The 19,773-nt window shown below is 71.9% G+C and carries 20 protein-coding genes and 2 tRNA genes; 11 read left to right on the top strand and 11 right to left on the bottom strand.

Annotated elements, in window-relative coordinates:
* Window positions 1-5: 5 nt before the first annotated feature.
* From AB0M93_RS04475 to AB0M93_RS04465, 3 genes are read right to left on the bottom strand one after another with little or no spacing between them, the layout of a single operon-like run.
* Window positions 6-674 carry an alpha/beta hydrolase gene (locus tag AB0M93_RS04475; protein ID WP_364268310.1) on the bottom strand — a complete coding sequence of 223 codons (669 nt, stop codon included), beginning with the start codon at window positions 672-674 and terminating at the stop codon, window positions 6-8.
* Window positions 671-1,795, bottom strand: a complete 1,125-nt coding sequence (locus AB0M93_RS04470; protein WP_364268308.1) for an FAD-dependent monooxygenase — start codon at window positions 1,793-1,795, stop codon at window positions 671-673. The genes AB0M93_RS04475 and AB0M93_RS04470 overlap by 4 nt, the downstream gene beginning before the upstream one ends.
* Entirely contained in the window at window positions 1,795-2,481 is a 687-nt protein-coding gene (locus AB0M93_RS04465; RefSeq protein ID WP_364268306.1) for a TetR/AcrR family transcriptional regulator C-terminal domain-containing protein, read from the bottom strand. Before AB0M93_RS04465 ends, AB0M93_RS04470 begins: the two co-directional genes overlap by 1 nt.
* A gap of 425 nt (window positions 2,482-2,906) precedes the next feature.
* Here AB0M93_RS04465 and AB0M93_RS04460 point away from each other — a divergent pair, with 425 nt between their 5' ends.
* Entirely contained in the window at window positions 2,907-3,335 is a 429-nt protein-coding gene (locus AB0M93_RS04460) for a DoxX family protein (RefSeq protein ID WP_364268304.1), read from the top strand.
* Here AB0M93_RS04460 and AB0M93_RS04455 read toward each other — a convergent pair.
* Window positions 3,332-3,847 (bottom strand): VOC family protein, encoded by a 516-nt coding sequence (locus tag AB0M93_RS04455; protein WP_364268302.1) that lies wholly within the window; start codon window positions 3,845-3,847, stop codon window positions 3,332-3,334. The two genes, AB0M93_RS04460 and AB0M93_RS04455, sit on opposite strands and share 4 nt — an antisense overlap.
* A 75-nt stretch (window positions 3,848-3,922) precedes the next feature.
* On the bottom strand, window positions 3,923-4,558 hold the full coding sequence (locus AB0M93_RS04450; RefSeq protein ID WP_364268300.1) for a helix-turn-helix domain-containing protein: 636 nt from the start codon (window positions 4,556-4,558) through the stop codon (window positions 3,923-3,925).
* Between the two features lie 50 nt (window positions 4,559-4,608).
* Here AB0M93_RS04450 and AB0M93_RS04445 point away from each other — a divergent pair, with 50 nt between their 5' ends.
* The gene (locus AB0M93_RS04445; RefSeq protein ID WP_364268298.1) at window positions 4,609-5,052 is read left to right on the top strand and encodes a nuclear transport factor 2 family protein; all 444 of its coding nucleotides are present in this window, start codon (window positions 4,609-4,611) and stop codon (window positions 5,050-5,052) included.
* A gap of 179 nt (window positions 5,053-5,231) precedes the next feature.
* Here the strand turns inward: AB0M93_RS04445 and AB0M93_RS04440 are convergent, their stop codons facing one another.
* A complete protein-coding gene (locus AB0M93_RS04440; protein WP_364268296.1) occupies window positions 5,232-5,990 on the bottom strand; it encodes a D-Ala-D-Ala carboxypeptidase family metallohydrolase in 759 nt (252 codons plus the stop codon).
* A 185-nt stretch (window positions 5,991-6,175) separates the two neighbouring features.
* Between AB0M93_RS04440 and AB0M93_RS04435 the strand changes: the two genes are divergently transcribed.
* From AB0M93_RS04435 to AB0M93_RS04420, 4 genes are read left to right on the top strand one after another with little or no spacing between them, the layout of a single operon-like run.
* Window positions 6,176-6,808: an NAD(P)H-binding protein gene (locus AB0M93_RS04435; protein ID WP_364268294.1), complete on the top strand. Its 633-nt coding sequence runs from the start codon at window positions 6,176-6,178 to the stop codon at window positions 6,806-6,808.
* A gap of 39 nt (window positions 6,809-6,847) precedes the next feature.
* Complete coding sequence (locus tag AB0M93_RS04430) at window positions 6,848-7,717, top strand: alpha/beta fold hydrolase (RefSeq protein WP_364268292.1); 870 nt, start codon at window positions 6,848-6,850, stop codon at window positions 7,715-7,717.
* A 4-nt stretch (window positions 7,718-7,721) separates the two neighbouring features.
* Entirely contained in the window at window positions 7,722-8,312 is a 591-nt protein-coding gene (locus AB0M93_RS04425) for a helix-turn-helix domain-containing protein (RefSeq protein ID WP_364268290.1), read from the top strand.
* Window positions 8,285-11,005 carry a hypothetical protein gene (locus AB0M93_RS04420; RefSeq protein WP_364268288.1) on the top strand — a complete coding sequence of 907 codons (2,721 nt, stop codon included), beginning with the start codon at window positions 8,285-8,287 and terminating at the stop codon, window positions 11,003-11,005. Before AB0M93_RS04425 ends, AB0M93_RS04420 begins: the two co-directional genes overlap by 28 nt.
* Before the next feature lie 57 nt (window positions 11,006-11,062).
* Here AB0M93_RS04420 and AB0M93_RS04415 read toward each other — a convergent pair whose 3' ends face one another.
* Entirely contained in the window at window positions 11,063-11,575 is a 513-nt protein-coding gene (locus AB0M93_RS04415; RefSeq protein WP_364268286.1) for a lytic polysaccharide monooxygenase auxiliary activity family 9 protein, read from the bottom strand.
* Between the two features lie 263 nt (window positions 11,576-11,838).
* Here AB0M93_RS04415 and lexA point away from each other — a divergent pair, with 263 nt between their 5' ends.
* Complete coding sequence (gene lexA / locus AB0M93_RS04410) at window positions 11,839-12,492, top strand: transcriptional repressor LexA (protein ID WP_364268284.1); 654 nt, start codon at window positions 11,839-11,841, stop codon at window positions 12,490-12,492.
* A gap of 1 nt (window position 12,493) precedes the next feature.
* Here lexA and AB0M93_RS04405 read toward each other — a convergent pair whose 3' ends face one another.
* Window positions 12,494-13,696 carry a cytochrome P450 gene (locus AB0M93_RS04405; protein ID WP_364268282.1) on the bottom strand — a complete coding sequence of 401 codons (1,203 nt, stop codon included), beginning with the start codon at window positions 13,694-13,696 and terminating at the stop codon, window positions 12,494-12,496.
* Window positions 13,697-13,793: 97 nt separating this feature from the next.
* On the opposite strand from AB0M93_RS04405, the gene AB0M93_RS04400 reads away from it, so the two are divergent.
* Both AB0M93_RS04400 and AB0M93_RS04395 read left to right on the top strand, forming a co-directional pair.
* Window positions 13,794-15,239, top strand: a complete 1,446-nt coding sequence (locus AB0M93_RS04400; protein ID WP_364268280.1) for an MFS transporter — start codon at window positions 13,794-13,796, stop codon at window positions 15,237-15,239.
* A gap of 122 nt (window positions 15,240-15,361) precedes the next feature.
* Window positions 15,362-16,120, top strand: coding sequence for an SDR family oxidoreductase (locus AB0M93_RS04395; protein WP_364268278.1), 759 nt, complete (start codon window positions 15,362-15,364; stop codon window positions 16,118-16,120).
* A gap of 140 nt (window positions 16,121-16,260) precedes the next feature.
* Here AB0M93_RS04395 and AB0M93_RS04390 read toward each other — a convergent pair whose 3' ends face one another.
* Window positions 16,261-17,013: a methyltransferase domain-containing protein gene (locus AB0M93_RS04390; protein WP_364268276.1), complete on the bottom strand. Its 753-nt coding sequence runs from the start codon at window positions 17,011-17,013 to the stop codon at window positions 16,261-16,263.
* Between the two features lie 93 nt (window positions 17,014-17,106).
* Between AB0M93_RS04390 and AB0M93_RS04385 the strand changes: the two genes are divergently transcribed.
* Window positions 17,107-17,703, top strand: coding sequence for a TetR family transcriptional regulator (locus AB0M93_RS04385; protein WP_364268274.1), 597 nt, complete (start codon window positions 17,107-17,109; stop codon window positions 17,701-17,703).
* A 177-nt stretch (window positions 17,704-17,880) separates the two neighbouring features.
* On the opposite strand, the gene AB0M93_RS04380 is transcribed toward AB0M93_RS04385, so the two are convergent.
* Both AB0M93_RS04380 and AB0M93_RS04375 read right to left on the bottom strand, forming a co-directional pair.
* Window positions 17,881-17,952, bottom strand: a tRNA-Val gene (locus tag AB0M93_RS04380).
* Between the two features lie 38 nt (window positions 17,953-17,990).
* Window positions 17,991-18,065 (bottom strand) — tRNA-Val (locus tag AB0M93_RS04375).
* Window positions 18,066-18,233: 168 nt separating this feature from the next.
* Here AB0M93_RS04375 and AB0M93_RS04370 point away from each other — a divergent pair.
* Complete coding sequence (locus AB0M93_RS04370; protein ID WP_364268272.1) at window positions 18,234-19,676, top strand: DHA2 family efflux MFS transporter permease subunit; 1,443 nt, start codon at window positions 18,234-18,236, stop codon at window positions 19,674-19,676.
* Window positions 19,677-19,773: the final 97 nt, after the last annotated feature.

The raw sequence follows: 19,773 nt of genomic DNA, 5'->3' as shown, positions 1-19,773 counted from the left end.
TCAAGCTAGCCGAGGAAGTCGTCGATCAAGTCGAATGTCGCATCCGGAGCCTGCAGCACCGGCACGTGCCCGGCGCCCGCGACGACCTCGAACCGCGCGTCGGCGAACGCGGCCGCGTACGCCTTGCCGAACGCCGGCGGGACGATGGTGTCGTCCTCGCCCCAGATCAGCAGGGCCGGGTTGCGGACCCGGGCCAGGCGGCGCAGCAGCTTCGGGTCGGCCAGGCCGGCTCCGGTGTACACGCGCATCGCGGCCAGGTCGGCCGGGTCCGGTCCCGGGGCGCCGGGCGGCGGCTGCGGCAGCCGTACCGGGTGGCCCACGATCTCCGGGCCGATGGCGTCGAGCAGCACGAGCTTGCCCAGCCGCCGCCCGCGGTCGCGGACGGCCAGTTCGGCCGCGACCCAGCCGCCGAAGGAGCTGGCCACCACGGCGACGTCCGCGAGGTCTTCGTCCTCGAGGAGGTCGAGGTAGGCCAGGGCGAGGTCGTCGACGCCGGTGCACCAGTCCGGGCGCGGCGTGCCCGACCAGCCTGGGTGCGTCGGCGCGAGCACCCGGGCACGCGGCGCGAAGTGGTCGACGACCGGGGCGACGCCGCGCGGGCCGGCACCGCCGTGGAGGACCAGCACGGCGCGGTCGCCGTCGCCGGTGTCGAGCAGGTCGAAAGTCGGTGTCACGGGCTTTCCTTTCGTGGGTGACCGGCGGCGAACCGCGTCATCTGCTCGACCATCGCGGCGGGCGCGCCGGGGGCGAAGCAGGCTTCGAGGTTGTCCGCGGAACTCCGGGCGGCTTCTTCCGCACGGGGGAACATCGCCGCCTCGTAGGCCGCGAGAGCGCTTTCGACGTCGTCGTGGGCGGCCAGCGCGAGCGCCAGCTCGGCGGCGTCGAGCATGGCGAGGTTCGCGCCCTCGCCCGCGAAGGGCGACATGACGTGTGCGGCATCGCCCAGGAGTGTCACACCCGGGAGCCGCGGCCAGCGGTGGCCGACCGGCAGGGCGCGGATCGGGCGCGGGATCAGGACGCCTTCGCTTTCGGCGACGAGCGCCCGCAGCCCGGCGCTGAAGTCCGCGAAGACCTCAAGCAGCCGATCCCGGTCGGCGAGCTCCGTGACCGTGTCCGGGTCCGGCGTGGTGACGGCGGCGTACACCCGGATCCACCCGCCGCCGGTGCGCTGGGCGATCAGTCCCCGGCCTTCGGCGAGCGCGAACATCGACCCGGCGCCGACCAGCGCCGCGGGCCCGGGGTGCCGTTCGTCCACATCGGACAGCCTGGCCTCCACGAAGGACATCCCGGAATAGCCCGGCACCGCACCGGAAAGCAGCGGCCGGACCTTCGACCAGGCACCGTCGGCCCCGACCACCAGGTCCGCCTCGACGACGTCGCCGGTGGCGAGGGTGAGCTTCCCCGGCGCCACCGCGGTCACCTTGGCGCCCCAGCGGACGACGCCCTCCGGCAGGGACTCGACGAGGATCCGCTTGAGGGCGCCTCGGTCGATTTCGGGCCGGGTGCCGCCGCTCGCGTCCGCCGTCTCGTCGAAGCGGACGGCACCGTGGCGGTCGAGGATGCGCAGGGCTTCGCCCTCTTCGCGGGCGGCCGCGCGGAACTCGCCGAGCAGCCCGGCTTCGACGAGCGCCCGCTGGCCGGATTCTTCGTGCAGGTCCAGCGTGCCGCCCTGGTCGCGGGCGGCGGGCGACGCGTCGAGTTCGCAGACCACCGAAGGGATCCCGCGGGTGTGCAGAACGCGCGCCAGCGTCAGGCCGCCGAGGCCGCCGCCGACGATGGCCACAGTGGGAGTCATCAGGTCTCCTCCGGTCCGGGACGCGGGGTCGCCAGAGCGCCGTTGAGCAGCGCGTCGAACGCCCACCGCGCACGGGCGGGGCCGGGCCCGGACACCAGATCGTCGGCCAGCGCGGCGATGTGCGGATGGGTCGACGGCGACACCGTCGCCACGGACTCGACCATGACCTCGTGCTCGCGGGCGGCCCCGGGCTTCTCCCGGCGGCTGCCGTGCTCGACGGCGGTCGCCGTGGCGGTCAGCAGGAGCACGTCGACCGCCCACGCCGCCTGCCCCGGCGCCATGCCGCCCTCGTCGAGCAGGGCCAGCACCGCCTCCACCAGCGCCAGGTAGTGCGGGCCGCTCAACCGGGTCACCAGCGCGACCCTGGCCAGGCTGGGGTGCGCGAACAGCACCGCCCGGTAGGAGTCCAGCACCGACCAGAGACGTTCCCGCCAGTCACCCGCACCGGCGAGGTCGACCTCGCCGAGCAGCTCGTCGAGCACCGCGGCGTGCAGCTCCTCGGTGTCCTTGACGTAGACGTAGAGCGAGGCCGCCCCGGTGTCGAGCTCTTGGGCGAGCCGGCGCATGGTGACGCGCTCGACGCCTTCGGCGCGCATCACCGCCACCGCGGCCGCCACGATCCCTGCGCGCGTCAACGCCGGCTTCGCCGGGCGCTCCCGGCGGTTGTACGTGCTTCCCGAAGCCATGGGTCCATCGTAGCGAACATGTTCGTCACGAGCACGTTCGGGGCGAACATGTTCGTCGTCCCTGCATCACAACGGAATAACACGTCGTTCGGACGCACCGAATACGGCAATCGGATCCACGATTTTGTTAAGTGGCCCGTTAAGTTGCCCCATCGAAAGACTCGAAACAATCCCGAAACAATCGACCGCTTTCCGGTACTGGTCTGGACCATGCGAGCAAGATCACCCGTACGGCGGCTTTCCCTTGTCCGGCAACGACGGTGGGCAACCGTCCGGACAGGCTCGCAATTTTCGAAAGCGCCTTACCCGACTTCGGGGTCTTGTGACAACTCCCCACGAGCGGTATATCTGGAGCACCGAATTCGCAAGCGGCCGGTCGCGCCACCGGCCGGTTCGATGCCGCCCGCTCCCATTACGGAGGCACCATGCACCGCCTTGAACCGGCCCGCGAACACGTCATCGGGCTCTACCGCATCGTCATCGGCTTCCTGTTCACCTGCCACGGCCTCAAGACGCTGTTCGGCCTCTTCGGCGCGAAGAGCACCACGGCCGTCACCGCCTGGCCTGCCGGGTGGGCCGCGCTGATCCAGCTGGTCTGCGGCACGCTGATCTGCCTGGGCCTCGCCAGCCGGGCCGCCGCCGTGATCGGCTCCGGCTCGATGGCCTTCGCCTACTTCACCGTCCACCTGCCGCTCGGGCTGTTCCCGATCCAGAACGGCGGCGAAGCGGCCGTCCTGTTCTGCTGGGGGCTGCTCCTGGTCGCCTTCGTCGGCCCCGGCCGGTTCGCGCTCGGCAACATCCCGGTCCTGCAGCGGGCTTCGGAGCCGGCGCGGGCCCGCGTCACCGCCGGCTAGGTACGCGAGATCCCGACGCCGCTGCGCGCGTCGGGACCGTACTTCGCCAGCTCCGCGGCGAGGTCCAGGCGGCCGGCGGACGCGCTCTTCGCCCGGTCCTCCTCGGTCAGCAGCTCGCGCGGGATGATCCAGACGACCTCGAACTCGATCCCACTGGGATCCTTGGCGTACAACGACTTCGTGGTGCCGTGGTCGGACGAGCCGACCAGGGCGCCCGCCTCGGTGAGCCGGGCGGCGAGCCGCTCGAGGTCACCGAGGGTGTCGACCTCCCAGGCGAGGTGGTAGAGCCCCACCGACGTCCGCCCGGCCCCGGAGTCCGCGGCGTCCGCGCCGATCTCGAACAGGCCCAGGTCGTGGTCGTTGGCCGAGCCGGGCGCCCGCAGGAACGCCGCGCCGCGGTGGACGTCGCCGTTCTGGATGTAGCCGAACCCCAGGACGTCCCGGTAGAACGCGACGCTCTCGGCCAGGTTCCGGACGTACAGCACGGCGTGGTTCAGACGGAAGATCGACATCGGGGCTCCCCGGTCCGGGCGGCGCGCAATTCGGTTGAAGTTTCAACTTCAGGCTAGGCGCGAACCCCGGACCGGTCAAGCGACCAGCGACGCCACCCAGAGCCGGCCGAGCCAGGCCGCGTACCGCTCGTCGGACCACCCGCGCTGCTCGACGAGCCGGTGCCACAGCGTCCCGTCCGTCGTCGACCACAGCACGTCCCGGCACTCCTCCTCGGAGACTCCCAGCTGCCCGGTCGCCACGGCCGCGCGGGCGTGCTCCGCCATGCTCTCCAGCCGCTGCCGGTCGATCTCGGCGAGCATCGCCGCGGCCGCGGGATCGCTCGCCGCGGCGCCGCGCACGGCGAGGTGCAGCCGCGCGGTCCGGCGCATCGCCGCGGTGTTGAACACGGCCAGCCCGGTGAGCCGGGCCCGCAGGTCGGGCTCGGCGAACAGGGCTCGCAGCTCCGGGCGTTCGAGCACCGGGACGTCCTGGTCGTCCCCGCCCACGGCGACGTCCCACGCGCGGTGCAGCAGCGCCGGCTTGTTCTTGAACGCCGCGTAGACCGTCTCGGGGGCGACGCCCGCCTCGGCGGCGATGTCCGTGATGGTCGTCCGGCCGTAACCCCGCGTGACGAACAGGTCCTGCGCCGCGGCCAGGATCCGCCGCCGGTTCTCGTTCGCCTGCGCCTGCCGCCGGCTGGAGTCGTACGGGCGCTTGACGGCACCGCTCATCGGATACATCCTCACTGTATTGAAAACAGCACGACTGTATTGGAGTCATCATGCCATCACCCACCGACGCCTTCCTGGCCGACATGCTGCCGCGGCAGACCGCCGCCGAGCAGGCCATCCACAACGGCAACCCGGAGCCGCGCACCGCGCTGTGGTCGACGGCCGACCCGGTGAGCCTGTTCGGCGCCTGGCTGCCGATCCGGACCGGCTGGACGGACGTCGGCGCCGCGTTCCGGCGCGTCGCCGCCCAGTTCGCCGACTCGCGCGACTACCGCTTCGAAGTCGTCGCCGCCGGCGCGAGCGGCGACCTCGCCTACACCATCGGCTTCGAGCACAACACGGTGTCGATCAACGGCCGGCGGACGACCTACACCCTGCGCGCCACGCACGTGTACCGCCGCGAAGCCGGCGAGTGGAAGATCGTCCACCGCCACGCCGACCGGCCGCCGGACGAACCCGCGGCCGAAGGGACACCGGGGACAGACCCACTCTGAGTAGGTGCGGTGACCGACCGGGCGACAAACCTTCGACACCGGATCGAGGCCCTGGTCAGGGCCGCCGGCGGTTCGTAGGGTGGGTCCACCGCAGGACACCGTGTCAGCTGTCCCGCGGGCGGTGATGCCCCCGGATCCGACCTTTCCCCGAAGCCAAGTCCGGGGCATCACCGCGTCAGTCAGTTCACGGTGCCGCTCTCCCACCACCAGCTCTGCGAGCCGTAGGGGTACTCGACCCGGCTGTCGACGTGCTGGTGCGCGTCCGACAGCGTGTAGCGCTCGAGGCCGGAGAACCCGCAGGCCTCGGCGAGGACGTAGACCTGGCGGGTGCTCAGCCCGCTGACGTAGACGTCGGCCGCCACGCCGTAGAGGTGCATGCTGTTCGACGCGCCGCCGACGGCCTGGTTGTGCGCGATGCTGCGGAAGCCCGAGGAGATCGTGATCGCCCGGCCGCCCGCCTTGAGCCGCAGGGCTTCCAGCTTGTACATCAGCCGCCGCACGTTCTCCTTGACCGTCGCGGCACCGACCTTGCCGCCACCGAAGCCGGTGCCGTCGCTAGAGGTGAACTCGCTCCATTCGAAGTGGACGGTCGAGCCGTCGGCGGACTCCAGCGCGTTGAGCGCCGCGAAGTCGTCGGCGTCCGCAATTCCGTTGGCGGGCAAGTGGTTGGCGGCCTGGAAACGGGTCAGCGCGGCGGCGGTGCCCGGGCCGAAATCGCCGTCGACGGCGACGTAAGTCTGCGCAGGACCGTCGGCCGCCCAGCCCGCGACGCGGATCTGCAGTTCCTGCACGGCGGCGCCGGTCGAGCCGGAACGCAGCGACGCCGGCCACGCGTAGGCGGCGGCGACACCGGGGAACGCCGTCATCGCGGCGGCCCCGCCGGCGAGGACGACCCCGGTCTTGAGCAGGGTTCGGCGGTCGAAACGGGACGGGCTCATGCAGTCCTCCGGAAACGCGGCGACGGGGCTCCAGCCGACACCGGAGGGCCAAAGATCCGCCAACTCGCCCTGCCGTGCAGGCGTGGCCGGACGCCTGCGCCGTGAATTCCCCACCCTTCCACGGGGAGTTATCTTAGCTCTAAGGTAGACTCCTTAGGACTAAGGAAACTACTGGGAGGAACTCCATGCGCATCACCGTGTTCGGCGCCGCCGGTGCCGTCGGCCGCCGGGTCGTCACCGAAGCCGTCACCCGGGGTCACGAAGTCACCGCGATCGTCCGCGACCCGCGTCGCGTCGAAGCCCTGCCACCCGGGGCTGCCGTGCGCACCGGCGACGCCGCCGACCCCGCCGACGTCGCTTCACTCAGCCGAGGTCAGGACGTCGTGATCACCGCGACCCGCCCGGCGCCGGGCCGGGAACCGGAACTCGTCGACGTGACCCGGAGCCTGCTGAAGGGCCTGGCCGGCACCAGCGTGCGGCTGATCGCTGTCGGCGGGGCGGCGAGCCTGCGCACCCCCGCCGGGACGACGGTGCTCGACGCGCCGGGCTTCCCCGCCGACCTGCGTCCGATCGCCGCGGCGTGCCAAGCCCAGCACGACGTCTACCGCGCCGACGACACCGTCGACTGGACCTACGTCAGCCCACCGCTGCAACTGGAGCCCGGCGAGCGAACCGGCCGCTACCGCCTCGGCGGCGACGACCTGCTCGTCGACGCGGACGGCCGGTCCGCGATCTCGATGGAGGACTTCGCGATCGCCTTGCTGGACGAAGCGGAACGGCCGCGGCACCACCGGACCCGCTTCACCGTGGCCACCTGACACATTTACATACATACACCATGTATTTAACCTGAGCGCATGACGAACCGCAGCGAAGCACTGGGTCAGGAGCACCGCGTCCGGCTGTCTGCGGGCGAGGTGCGGTACTGCGAGCGGGGCACCGGCGCGCCGGTGGTGTTCGTCCACGGGGTGCTGACGAACGCGGAGCTGTGGCGGAAGGTGGTCCCCGACGTCGCCGCGGCCGGGTTCCGGTGCCTGGCCCCGGACCTGCCGCTGGGTTCGCACGACGTCCCGATGCGCGCGGACGCCGACCTCTCCCCCGCCGGCAACGCCGACTTGATCGCGGACTTCCTCGAAGCGCTGGACCTGCGCGAGGTCACGCTCGTCGCGAACGACACGGGCGGCGCGCTGACGCAGATCCTGCTCAGCCGCCGCCCGGAGCGGGTCGCCCGGGTCGTGCTGACGCCGTCGGACTGCTTCGAGTACTTCTTCCCGCCGATCTTCCGCGCCCTGCCGCCGCTGGCCCGGATCCCCGGGTCGATGGCGGTGCTCGGGCAGCTGCTGCGGATCCGCGCGCTGTACCCGCTGCCGGTGCTCTTCGGCTGGGTGGTCAAGCGGCCGCTGCCGGACGCCGTGGCGCAGGCGTACCTGGCGCCGCTGCGCCGGTCGGCCGGTGTGCGCCGCGACCTGCGGAAGCTGCTGCGGGAGGTGCACCCGCGGCACACGCTGGCCGCGGCCGAGGCGCTGCGCGGGTTCGACCGGCCGGTCCTGCTCGCGTGGGCCACGGAGGACAAGCTGTTCCCGATCCGCCTGGCCCACCGGCTGGCGGCGGTGTTCCCGGACGCGCGGCTGGTCGAGGTCCCGGACGCGTACACGTTCCTGTCGGAGGACCAGCCGGCCGCGCTGGCCCGCCACGTCGTCGAGTTCGCGGGCGCCATGGCAGATTAGGCGGGTGCGACGTACCCAGCAGGACCGTTCCGCCGGCACGAAGGCCGCGCTGATCGCGGCGGCGCGCGAACTGTTCGCGGCCCGCGGCTACCAGGCGGTCCCGGCGGACGAGATAACCCGGGCAGCGGGCGTGACCCGCGGCGCGCTGTACCACCACTACGCCGACAAGCAGGGCTTGTTCCGCGCGGTGGTGGAGGAGCTGGAGCGCGAGCTGACCGCAGAGGTCGCGACGGCGTTCGACCGGACCCCGGACGCGTTGACCGGCATGCTGCAGGGGCTGGGCGTGTTCCTGGACGCGTGCCTGCGCGAGGAGGTGCGCCGGATTTCTCTGACGGACGCACCGGCGGTGCTGGGCTGGGAGGTGTGGCGCGAGATCGAGGCGGAGTACGGGCTCGGGCTGCTGGTCGACCGGCTGGAGCAGGCCCGGGCGGCGGGGCTGATCGTCCCGATGCCGGTGAAGGCGTTGGCGCAGCTGGTGTTGAGCGCCGTGATGGAGGCGGCGAGGATGATCGCCGCGGCCGAGGATCGGGGACGGACCCGGACGGAGGTCGAGCAGGTGCTGGCCGGGTGGCTGGGGAGCCTGCTGCGGACCTAGCTCGGCAGCGTCCGTCGAGCCGCGGTTTCCTGCTGGCCCGGCGTCTTCGCGGCTATGGTGGGAACGCCACGCGAGGAGGCGGGATTCTGGACGATCGGATTTCGGCCCGCAACCGGGTCCACGGCTCGACCGGCCCGATCCTGCAAGCCGGTGCGGTCCACGGCGACGTCCACCTGCATTCCGCGCCTGCGGAGCCGGCTCTGGTCGCGGCGCGTTCGATCGCCGGGTGGAATCCGTTCGACCTCGGGGTGCACCGCGCGATCACCGTGGGCGGGGCGCCGGCCGGTGCGCGGCTGCCGGACCTGCCGGGCTACCTCCGCCGTTCCCACGACGACGAACTGGCCGGCCTCCTCGACGACGTCTCGGCGAACGTGATGGTGGTGCTCAGCGGCGAATCGTCGACGGGCAAGACGCGGGCGCTCTACGAATCGGTGCTGGCGAGCAGAACCCTGCGCGACTGGCCGCTGTGGTACCCGCGCACCGCCGACGACCTGCTGCGGCTGCTGCACTCCGGCCGGCTCGCCGCCGGAACCGTGTTGTGGCTGAACGAAACCCACAACCACCTGTCCGGACCGACTGGCGACCTCGCCGCGGCCGCCCTCCGCGACCTCCTGGACGGCTCCCACGGCGGTCCCTTCGCCATCGTCGGCACGCTGTGGCCGCAGTTCTGGGCCGAGTTCGTGGCGCAGCCCCGAAGCGGGCAACGGGACGAACACGCGAACGCCAGGGCCCTGCTCCAGCACTGCACGCGCCGCATCCGGGTCGCCGAGCAGCTGAGCCGGGCGGAGGTGGCCCGCGTCCGCGCCGCCGGCGCCGCCGACCCCCGCCTCGCGGCCGCTGCGTCGGCGTCCGGCGACGGCCGCCGGGTGATCCAGACGATGGCCGGCGGCCCGATGCTCGTCGAGCTCTTCGAGCACCCCGACGACGAAGACGGCCGTTACGCCGCCGCGATCCTCACCGCCGCCGTCGACGCCCGGCGCCTGGGCCACCTCCAGCCCCTGCCGCGAGCCCTCCTCGAAGACGCCGCGGGCGGGTATCTCGGCGAACGCGATCGGGTGAATCCGCTAGAGGACTGGTTTTCTCGCGGCCTCAGGCGCGCGGCGGACGAGGCGTTGCTGGGCGTGACAGCGCTCGTCGCCCGGCGGAAGCAGCCGGGCACCGGGCCGCCCGACGGCTACGAGCTGCACGACTACTTGGATCAGCACGGCCGGGCGGCCCGCCGGTGGACGCCGGCCGCGGCCGAGCTGTGGGAAGCCTGCGTCACCCACACGGCTCACCCCGAGGACCTGGTGCGCCTCACGGAAAACGCCTACCAACGTCTGCTGTACCGCTACGCGGATCCGCTGATGGAGCGGGCCCTCGAGCTGGTCGACCCCGGCTACCGGAGCGACCTGGTCGATGTCCTCGCCGAGTTCGGCCGGGTGGAGCGGGCCGCGGCAGTTCTCCAGGCGGGCGGCGAAGGCGAAGGTCCTGGTCCGTTCACCTGGCTGTCCCGGCGTTCCCACCAGACCGTGACCACCATGCTCATCGACAATGGCCGCACGTCCGAGGCCGAGATTCTCCTCGAAACGCTGGTCACACTCGGTCCGGACCCACGATGGGTGTGGCGGGCGCTGACCGGCTTGCTCGTCGAAGCGGGTCGGACCGATGAGGCCGTTGACCTGCTCCGCCGGCTCATCGCACGAGGCCGGACAGCGGCGGACTCACTGGCCGACGAGGAGCCCACCGCGCGGCCGCTGGTGATCACGGCAGCGCGGCACCTGGTGCTGGATGCCGACCCCATCGGCGAGCTTCTGGCCGATCTGCTGGCCGGCGCCGGACGCTGGGAGGAGGCGCTGGCGGCCGCGCAGACCGGCGCCAGCCACTGGTCTCGCGCCTGGCTCGCCCGAAAGTTCGCCGACCACGGGCGACTGGACCGGCTGAAAGCTCTCGCGGAAGTCGGTGACACCGACGTCTCGCTCATCCTGGCCGAACAGCTTCTCGAAGACGGTCAGGTGCCGGAGGCCGTCCGGCTGATCACCGAAGCCGAGCGGGGTAACCCGAGTGGCCATCTGCTGGAACTGCTCGTCCAGCACGGCCAAGAGGAACTCGCGATCAACACGATCATCCCTCAAAATTGGCCACGGTCCGCGGAGTTGTTGCGCGCGGTGGCCGCGGCCCTGCTCGGGCACGGTCACCGGGAACGACTGGTCGGCTTGTTGCGGGAGCTCAGTGAACCGGCCGCCGCCTCCTTCGGCTCTGGCGAAGAGATTCCGGAAGCGGTCGCCGACCTGCTGGCCGACCTGGATTGCTGGGAGGAGGCACTCACCATCGCGCGCCGGGACTCGGAGTGGGCGCGGCGCTGGGTCGCGCAGCGCCTGGCCGCCGCAGGCAACTTCGCGCAGGTCAAGCGATTGGCCGAGACGGGCAACGAGCACGCGGGGGCCGAACTGGTCCGTCACCTCGTCTCCAACCGGCGTTCCCGCGAAGCGTTCGAAATGCTGCGCGAATCCGCCCGGACCGGGCTGGACTGGGCCGACCGTGAACTGGCAAATCTCCTGGCAGCGTCCGAGCACTGGACCGAACTCGTCACCCGCGCGACCGAAGGAAGCCACCACGCGGCCCGCGCGCTCCTGGCCGCGGCCCACCAGAACCGCCTGCCCGACCCCGGACGGCTGCTCGAACGGGGCCTGTCCACGCACGGCCGAGCCTAAATCCTCCACAATGGACGGCACGGCCCGGGAGCCCGCGCGCTCCCGGGCCGTGTCCGCTCAGCTCACCTGCAGGTCGATGCACGCGTAGAACGCGTTCGCCGTGTCCGCGATGTTCCACACCGCCAGGACCGTCTGGCGGCCCGTGTGGCTGCCCAGGTTCACCTGGTGCGCCACCGTCGCCGGGGGCTGCTGGTTGTTGCCGCTCACCTCCGCGAGCTTCTCGCTGCCGATGAAGTACTGGTAGTTCGACGTGCGGTGGCGGGCCGTGAAGGTCCAGGTGAACGTCACCGTGCGGCCGACCGGGGCCGCTCGCCAGCCCTTTCCGTTGTCGTTCAGCTCGGCGAACTGGGACTGGCCGCCGTTGCAGGACTTGAGGCCCTTCGGGCCCTCGACGCTCTGGGGCTCGTACTGGATCTGCCCGCACTGCACCGTGTGCTGGGCGCACTGCGCCTGCCGGCTGGCCGGCGAGCTGACGTAGCCGTGTGCGCTCGCGATGCCCGCCGGGTTCAGCACCACCAGCACCGGGGCCAGGAGTGCGCCCGCCGCGGCCGCGACCAGTTTGCGGTTCATACCAGCTCCTTCGGGGACAGGCTCGCCTTCCGCCGCCGGGCACGGCGGGGCCGCGGCCGGGGTGGGCCGCCGCGTCGGAAGGGTTACGAGCGAAGGAAAATTGTGGTCTAGACCATACGTCCAATTGTTACCCAGGTCAACGGCTGGCAAAGTCCTGGTTCATGTTGGTAAGGCGCCAACTGTCACCCGGTGTTCCGGTCAGCGGGACCGCGTGCCGGGGACCGGGCGGCGAGGGACGGGCCGCTGCCCCTAGGATCACGGCCGTGACCACCTACGACGACACGTTCGAGCACCTCGACCCCTCGATCCTGCCGGAGCGGCAGCAGAAGATCCTGGTGGCGATCCGCGACTGGGTGGTCCGGCACGGCTACTCCCCCAGCACCCGGGAGATCGGCGAGGCCGTCGGCCTGCAGTCGACGTCGTCGGTGTCGAAGCACCTGGCGAGCCTGGAGGACAAGGGGTACCTGCGCCGCGGTGCGGGGGTCTCGCGGCCGATGGACGTGCGCGCGTTCCTGCACGGCACCGCCGCCCCCGAGGACAGCGACTCGGTGCCGGTGCCCGTGGTCGGCGACATCGCCGCCGGCTCGCCGATCTCGGCCGTCGAGCACGTCGACGACGTCCTCAAGCTGCCGCGCGACCTCACCGGGCGCGGCACCGTCTTCGGGCTGCGCGTGCGCGGGGATTCGATGATCGACGCGGCCATCTGCGACGGCGACATCGTCGTGGTGAAGCAGCAGTCCGAGGCCCACTCGGGGCAGATCGTCGCGGCGATGATCGACGAAGAGGCGACCGTCAAGGTGTACCGCCGCCGCGACGGGCACGTCTACCTCGAGCCCCGCAACCCCGCCTACGACGTCATCGACGGCGACCGCGCCGTGATCCTGGGCGCGGTCGTGTCGGTGCTGCGCAGCGTCTGAGCTACCAGGTGACCGGCAGTTCGTGCACGCCGTACACCGATCCGTCGTGCTTGAACGGGATCTTCCCGAGCTCGACGGCCGGCGCCAGGGTCGGAATCCGCCGGTACAGCGTGCTGTAGACGACCTGCAGCTCCAGCCGGGCCAGCGGCTGCCCGAGGCACTGGTGGACACCGAAGCCGAAGGCCACGTGGCGGTGCGCGTCGCGGGTCAGGTCCAGCCGGTCGCCGTCCGGGAAGACCTCCGGATCGCGGTTGGCGATGTCGCTCGCCATGATCAGGCCCTCGCCCGCGCGGATCGTCTCCCCGGCGATTTCGATGTCCTCCAGCGCGACGCGCCGACGCCCGTTGTGCGTGATGTTCAAGTAGCGCAACAGTTCTTCGACCGCCGACGCGACCAGCACCGGATCGTCGCTTTCGCGCAGCAGCGCCAACTGGTCCGGGTGCTCCAGCAGGGCCAGGGTGCCGAGCGCGATCATGTTCGCCGTCGTCTCGTGGCCGGCGACGAGCAGCAGCAGGCCCATTTGCGCCGCTTCCACCCGGGTCAGCTCGCCCGCCGCGACCCGGGCGGCGACCCCGGAAAGCAGGTCGTCGGCGGGATTCTCGAGCTTCGCGCCGACCAGCCGGTCGAGGTAGCCGATCAGGGCCTGGTGCCCGGCCAGCCGCTCCTCGGGCTTCGCGTCGCGGCGGACGATGACCTTGCTGTTCTCCTGGAAGAAGCCGTGGTCGGCGTACGGGACGCCGAGCAGCTCGCAGATCACCAGTGACGGGACCGGCAGCGCGAACGCCTCGACGAGGTCCACCGGCTTCGGGCCGGCGAGCAGCTCGTCGATCAGGTCGTCGACGATCCGCTGCACGGCCGGGCGCATCGCGGCGACCCGGCGGATCGTGAACGGAGCCGTCACCATCCTGCGCAGCCGCGCGTGCTCCGGGTTGTCCATCAGGATGAAGCCGAACCCGGTGCCGCCCTTCGGCAACGGCGCGGGGCTCGGGTACCCGGGCCGGGTGATGTCGGCGCTGACCCGGGGATCCACCAGCAGCGCCCGCTGGTCGGCGTAGCGGGTCACCAGCCACGGCGTGCTGCCGTCCCACAGCCGGACACGGGCGAGCGGGGTCTCCTCCTGCAGCGCGCGGGCGGCGGGTGGCGGGTCGAACGGGCAGCCTGCGGCCCGGGGCATCGGGAACTCGGGAATCTCGGTGGTCGTCATCGTTCCTCCGCGGTGGCCGTCAGTTCGTCAGCAGTCAACCGAAGGCTGCTACGCTAAGTCAAGCGACTGATTTAATTATCCGTTCGGAGGACCGCTCGTGCCCGTTCCACCCAGAGCCGCCGGAGAGGCGTCGCCGCGCGCGAACCTTGTCGTCGCGGTCCTCGCCCTCGCCGGCATCACCGTATCGCTGATGCAAACGCTGGTCATCCCGCTGATCCCGGCCCTGCCGGGGCTCCTGCACGCCTCCGCGGCCGACGCCACCTGGGCCATCACCGCCACCCTGCTCGCCGGCGCGGTGGCGACGCCGACCATGGGGCGGCTCGGGGACATGTACGGCAAGCGGCGGATGCTGCTCATCAGCCTCGGTGCCCTGGTCGTGGGCTCGGCGATCGGCGCGCTCTCCGACAGCCTCGTGCCGATGGTCGCCGGGCGGACCCTGCAGGGCCTCGCCGCGGGCGTCATCCCGCTCGGGATCAGCATCATGCGTGACGAGCTGCCCGCCGAACGGCTCGGCTCGGCCACGGCGCTGATGAGCGCGTCGCTGGGCGTCGGCGGCGCGCTGGGGCTGCCGGCGGCGGCGCTGCTGGCCGAGAACGCCGACTGGCACGCGCTGTTCTGGACCGCGGCCGGGCTCGGGGTCGTCGTCACCGGGCTGGTCGTCGCCCTCGTGCCGGAGTCGCCGGTCCGCACCGGCGGCCGGTTCGACGTGCCGGGTGCGGCCGGGCTCTCGGTCGCGCTGGTGTGCCTGCTGCTGGCGATCTCGAAGGGCGCCGACTGGGGCTGGGGCAGCGGCGCGACGCTCGGGCTGTTCGCGGTGGCCGTCGTGGTCCTGCTGTTGTGGGGCCGCTGGGAGCTGCGGACCCGGCAGCCGCTGGTGGACCTGCGCACGACCGCGCGGCGGCAGGTGCTGCTGACGAACATCGCGTCCGCGGTGTTCGGCTTCTCGATGTTCGCGATGTCGCTCGTCCTGCCGCAGCTGCTGCAGCTGCCGGCGGCCACCGGGTACGGCCTCGGCCGGTCGATGCTCGTCGTGGGGCTCGTGATGGCGCCCTCCGGGCTGGTCATGATGGCGCTGGCGCCGGTGTCCGCACGCATCACGCGGACCCGCGGCCCGAAGACCACGCTGATGCTCGGCGCGGTGGTCGTCGCGGCGGGGTACGCCCTCGGCGTCGTCCTGATGAGCGCGACCTGGCACCTGGTGCTGATCTCGTGCGTCATCGGCGCCGGGATCGGGCTGGCCTACGGCGCCATGCCGGCGCTGGTCATGGGGGCCGTGCCGGTGTCGGAGACCGCCGCCGCCAACAGCCTGAACACGCTGATGCGGTCGATCGGGACGTCGGTCTCCAGCGCCACAGCCGGGCTGGTCCTCGCCCGGCTGACCGTCTCGTTCGGCCCGGCGACCCTGCCGTCGCAGAACGGTTTCCGGCTGGTGCTGGGGATGGGGTCGGCGGCCGCGCTGCTCGCACTGGCCGTCGCCGCGTTCCTGCCGCGGTGGTCCCCCGCGCTCACCCGCCCGGAGCCCGCCGTCGCCGCCGGCCGCTGACCGTGCGCGCACCGCGGCGCTCGCGGCGGTGCGCGCACGGTGCACGTCCGGTCAGCACGAAGCGGAAACCTTCGGGTCGACGCCGGGCCACCACGGCCCGGCACCGGCCCGGAGGAGCGGACATGACGAGCAGGAACGCCTTGGTGACGGGGGCTTCGCGGGGAATCGGCCGCGCGATCGCCCGGCGGCTGGCGGCGGACGGCGCCGTGGTCGCCGTGCACCACGGCGGCAACGAAGCGGCCGCCAAGGAAACCGTCACGCTGATCGAGGAGGCGGGCGGCCGCGCGTTCCCCGTGGCGGCCCGGTTCGGCGAGGCCGGGGCGGTCGACCGGCTGGCCGACGTCGTCGCCGCGGAGTTCGGCGGCGGCCTGGACATCCTGGTCAACAACGCGGGAATCGGCTCGCACAGCACGATCGGGCAGCTGACGGAGGAGGAGCTGGACCGGCTCCTGGCGATCAACGTCAAGACACCGCTGCTGCTGATCCGGCGGCTGCTGCCGCTGCTGAACGACGGCGGCCGGATCGTCACGGTCGGCTCGATGGCCACCCGGATCGCGGTGCAGAGCCAGCTCGGTTACACGGTCAGCAAGGCCGCCGTCGAAGCACTCGCCCCGACACTGGCGAACGAGCTGGGCCACCGCGGGATCACGGTGAACACGGTCGCCCCGGGACCGATCCGCACCGACATGACGGAGCCGATGCTGGCGATCCCGGAAGCGGCGGCCGGCCTCACCGCGATGACCGCGCTGGGCCGGATCGGCGAGCCGGAAGACGTCGCCGACGTCGTGGGCTTCCTGACCGGCCCGGACGGGCGGTGGGTGACCGGCCGCACGCTCGACGTCTCGGGCGGGACGTTCCTCGGGCCGATCGCGCCCGCCTGAGCCCGGCGAAGCCGCCGGGGACGGGCGGGAACACGGAACTCGCGTGATCGAGCGCGGATTTCGTGTGATTGGCGGGACATCACGCGTGATTGGCGGGACATCACGGCGGCCGCCCGGGTCGGGTCCGGGCGGCCGGGCCGTCAAGGCTTCCGGGCGACCACCGCCAGCGTCGTGTACGGCAGCACGAAGCTCCCGCCGAGGTCGTCGATGGCCGCGCCGACTTCGGACAGCAGCGCCGCCAGCTCCTTCGGCGGCACCCGCGTCAACCCGCCGGTCGTGGGCAGGAAGTCCAGCCACTCGTCGCGCGTGTAGGTGCGCTCCCACGCGAACCGCCAGCGGTCCGGGGCGCCGAGGCCGTCCGCCTTCGCGATGGCGTCGGCGAAGCCGGCGAACATCACGTCGTAGATGTCCGCGGCCGGCCGGGACTCCCCCGCGAACGGCGAGCCCGGCAGCACCCGGCGGCACGCCGCGGCGAAGGCGTCCGCCACCGCCTCGGGCGGCTGGAACACGTGCGCGAACACGGCGAGCAGCCCGCCGGGCCGCAGGATCCGGGCCGCCTTGGCCGGGCCCGCCACCGGGTCCACCCAGTGCCAGGCCTGCCCGGCGACGACGGCGTCGAAGGTCCGCCCGGCCGGCGCCCAGTCCTCGAACTTCGCCACTTCCACGTCGATCCCGCCGCGGCGGGCGAAAGCGGCCATCCGCGCGTCGGGGTCGACGCCGAGCACCCGGCAGCCCGCGTCGCGGAACTGCCTCGCTTCGATGCCGGTGCCGCAGCCGACGTCGAGGACGTCACTCCCGGGACTGGCGGCGACGATCCGGTCCACCAGCTCGCGCGGGTACTCCGGGCGCGCCCGGTCGTAGCGTCCGGCGTCGCTCCCGAAGGATTCCGCCATCGTCCGAGCTTCATGAGGTTGAGTGGGCATGCGCCCACTTTAATGGGCACTTGCCCACTAGGACAACCACCGGCTGTACCGGAGAATGGGGGCATGCCGACCGGGGTCCACCTGCGCGACGTGCGCAAGCAGCTGTTCGACGCGGCCGAGCGGGTCCTGCTCCGCGACGGCCCGAACGCGTTGACCAGCCGCGCGGTGACCACGGAGGCGGACGTGGCGAAGGGTGTCCTGCACCGCCACTTCGCGGACTTCGACGACTTCCTGGCGGACCTGGTCCGCGACCGCATCACCCGCTTGGCGGACCAGGCCGCCCTCCTCGAAGCAGCAGCAGGCACCCGAACGGTCACGGAAAACCTGACCGACGCCCTGACAGACCTGTTCGACCCGGTCTCACTGGCCCTGACGAGCTTGATCTTCTTCCGCGACGAGCTCCGAACCCGCCTCCGCAAGGAAGGCGGCCTCCCGATCCTGACGGAGGCCCGCGCCATGCTGAAAGCCTACTTGTCAGCCGAGCGCGAACAGGGCCGCATAGCAGCGGACGCCGAGGTGGACTCCCTGTCCCTGTCCCTGATAGGCGCGGCCCACCTGCTCTTCGCAGGCCGCCGCCGAGGAACTCTCCCAGACGAGAAGGAACTGACAACCACGGTGAGCACGATCATGGCCGACGTACTACAACGCCGCCTGCTGTAACCGAAGATCGAAACAGTCCGAAGTGGATCAAACCCGCACCCACCGACGCAACGCAACCAGACGCGGGGGTCCGGGGGCGTGCCCCCGGCGGGGGTGTGGGGGCTCGGCCCCCACAGGACACAGAATGAAGAGAGCCCCGTTCGCGAACTGCGCGAACAGGGCTCTCCCCGAACGGAATGGGCGATACTGGGATCGAACCAGTGACCTCTTCGGTGTGAACGAAGCGCTCTCCCCCTGAGCTAATCGCCCGTGGTACGAACTTCCACGAAATCCGGGGGTGGACTTCGTGGTGCGCGATACTGGGATTGAACCAGTGACCTCTTCCGTGTCAGGGAAGCGCTCTCCCGCTGAGCTAATCGCGCGCTGCGGAACTTCGTACTGGCGGAAGCATATCGGACGCGCGGAGGGGGCTCGCAGGGGGTCCGGTTCACCGAAAACCGCCTGACAGGAACGGCCCGAAACGGGCACACTGCGAGGGACGTCCCGTGTGCCCCGCGGCCGTCCCGGCCGACCAGGAGAGTCCCACCCCGATGACCGAAACCGTGTCCACCCCGCCCGCCGACGTGAACCGCGCTCCGGCGCGCTCGGGACTCCTCATCGGGGTTCTCGTGCTTTCCGCGTTCGTGATGATCCTCAACGAGACGATCCTGAGCGTCGGGCTGCGCGACCTGACCGTCGACCTGCGCGTGCCCACCACGACCGTGCAGTGGCTGACCAGCGGGTTCCTGCTGACGATGGCCGTGGTCATTCCCACGACCGGGTTCCTGCTGGAGCGGTTCTCGCCGCGGCAGGTGTTCCTCTTCTCGCTGTCGGCGTTCAGCCTGGGCACGCTGGTGTGCGCGCTCGCGCCCGGGTTCGGCCTGCTGATGACCGGGCGGGTGATCCAGGCGTGCGGCACGGCGGTGATGCTGCCGTTGCTGATGACGACGGTGATGCGGCTGGTGCCGCCGGAGCGCCGCGGCGCGACGATGGGCACGATCACCATCGTCATCGCGGTCGCGCCGGCGATCGGGCCGACGATCGGCGGCGCGGTGCTTTCGCTGGGCTGGCGCTGGATGTTCTGGATCGTGCTGCCGCTGGCGATCGCCGCGCTGGTGGCCGGTGCGCTGCTGCTGCGGCTGGACGGCGAACGCCGCCGGGTGCCGCTGGACGTGCCGTCGGTGCTGCTGTCGGCGATCGGATTCGGCGGGGTGCTGTACGGCCTGTCGGCCGGCGGGGAGCAGGCCGGGGCCGAGCCGCTGGTGCCCGGCTGGGTGCCCGTCGTCGTGGGCGTCGCGGCGCTGGCCGTGTTCGTCTGGCGCCAGCTGCGGCTGCAGCGCCGGGACCGGGCACTGCTCGACCTGCGGCCGTTCACGCACCGCAGTTTCGTGGTCGCGCTGGTGCTGACGGCGCTGCTGTTCGTCTGCCTGATCGGCGCGGCGGCGATCATGCTGCCGCTGTACCTGCAGACGGTGCTGCACGCGAGCACGTTCGTCAGCGGGCTGGCGATGCTGCCGGGCGGGCTGGTGCTGGGCCTGCTGGGCCGTCCGGTCGGCGCGTTGTTCGACAAGGTCGGCGGGCGCCCGCTGGTCATCCCCGGGGCGGCCGCGATGGCCGTTTCGCTGGGGTTGTTCGCGGTGCTGGGGCCGGGTTCGCCGCTGATCGCGGTGATCGGGATCCACGTGCTGATGATGGCGGGGCTCGGCCTGATGATGACGCCGTTGTTCACCGAGGCCCTCGGCGTGCTGCCCGGCCACCTGTACTCCCACGGCAGCGCGATCCTTTCGACGCTGCAGCAGGTGGCAGGCGCGCTCGGCACGGCGATGTTCGTGAGCATCGCGACGCTGGGCAGCCACGACGCGACAGCGAGCAGCCCGGACGCCTCGGGCCTGCGGGCGGCGTTCATCGTGGCCGCGCTGGTCGGGCTGGTCGCGTTCGCGGGCAGCTGGCTGATCCGGCGCGGTCCGATGGCACAGTCCACTTCGGAGCACTGAAGGAAAGGCCCGCTTCCGCTCGGCGAAGGCTGGGGGGAACCTGCGAGCGGAAGCGGGAGACGAGCGTCGGTACGGGGGTCGCCTCGCGGCGAAAGGC

Source organism: Amycolatopsis sp. NPDC051102 (assembly GCF_040682815.1).
Lineage (GTDB): Bacteria > Actinomycetota > Actinomycetes > Mycobacteriales > Pseudonocardiaceae > Amycolatopsis.
This window is presented reverse-complemented; position numbering and strand designations above follow the sequence as displayed.

What these genes read in the sequence shown, in the direction of transcription:
- AB0M93_RS04470 (WP_364268308.1), bottom strand. Translation starts at nt 1,795, where the DNA reads ATGACTCCCACTGTGGCCATCGTCGGCGGCGGCCTCGGCGGCCTGACG.
- AB0M93_RS04465 (WP_364268306.1), bottom strand. Translation starts at nt 2,481, where the DNA reads ATGGCTTCGGGAAGCACGTACAACCGCCGGGAGCGCCCGGCGAAGCCG.
- AB0M93_RS04460 (WP_364268304.1), top strand. Translation starts at nt 2,907, where the DNA reads ATGCACCGCCTTGAACCGGCCCGCGAACACGTCATCGGGCTCTACCGC.
- AB0M93_RS04455 (WP_364268302.1), bottom strand. Translation starts at nt 3,847, where the DNA reads ATGTCGATCTTCCGTCTGAACCACGCCGTGCTGTACGTCCGGAACCTG.
- AB0M93_RS04450 (WP_364268300.1), bottom strand. Translation starts at nt 4,558, where the DNA reads ATGAGCGGTGCCGTCAAGCGCCCGTACGACTCCAGCCGGCGGCAGGCG.
- AB0M93_RS04445 (WP_364268298.1), top strand. Translation starts at nt 4,609, where the DNA reads ATGCCATCACCCACCGACGCCTTCCTGGCCGACATGCTGCCGCGGCAG.
- AB0M93_RS04440 (WP_364268296.1), bottom strand. Translation starts at nt 5,990, where the DNA reads ATGAGCCCGTCCCGTTTCGACCGCCGAACCCTGCTCAAGACCGGGGTC.
- AB0M93_RS04435 (WP_364268294.1), top strand. Translation starts at nt 6,176, where the DNA reads ATGCGCATCACCGTGTTCGGCGCCGCCGGTGCCGTCGGCCGCCGGGTC.
- AB0M93_RS04430 (WP_364268292.1), top strand. Translation starts at nt 6,848, where the DNA reads ATGACGAACCGCAGCGAAGCACTGGGTCAGGAGCACCGCGTCCGGCTG.
- AB0M93_RS04415 (WP_364268286.1), bottom strand. Translation starts at nt 11,575, where the DNA reads ATGAACCGCAAACTGGTCGCGGCCGCGGCGGGCGCACTCCTGGCCCCG.
- AB0M93_RS04405 (WP_364268282.1), bottom strand. Translation starts at nt 13,696, where the DNA reads ATGACGACCACCGAGATTCCCGAGTTCCCGATGCCCCGGGCCGCAGGC.
- AB0M93_RS04395 (WP_364268278.1), top strand. Translation starts at nt 15,362, where the DNA reads ATGACGAGCAGGAACGCCTTGGTGACGGGGGCTTCGCGGGGAATCGGC.
- AB0M93_RS04390 (WP_364268276.1), bottom strand. Translation starts at nt 17,013, where the DNA reads ATGGCGGAATCCTTCGGGAGCGACGCCGGACGCTACGACCGGGCGCGC.
- AB0M93_RS04385 (WP_364268274.1), top strand. Translation starts at nt 17,107, where the DNA reads ATGCCGACCGGGGTCCACCTGCGCGACGTGCGCAAGCAGCTGTTCGAC.
- AB0M93_RS04370 (WP_364268272.1), top strand. Translation starts at nt 18,234, where the DNA reads ATGACCGAAACCGTGTCCACCCCGCCCGCCGACGTGAACCGCGCTCCG.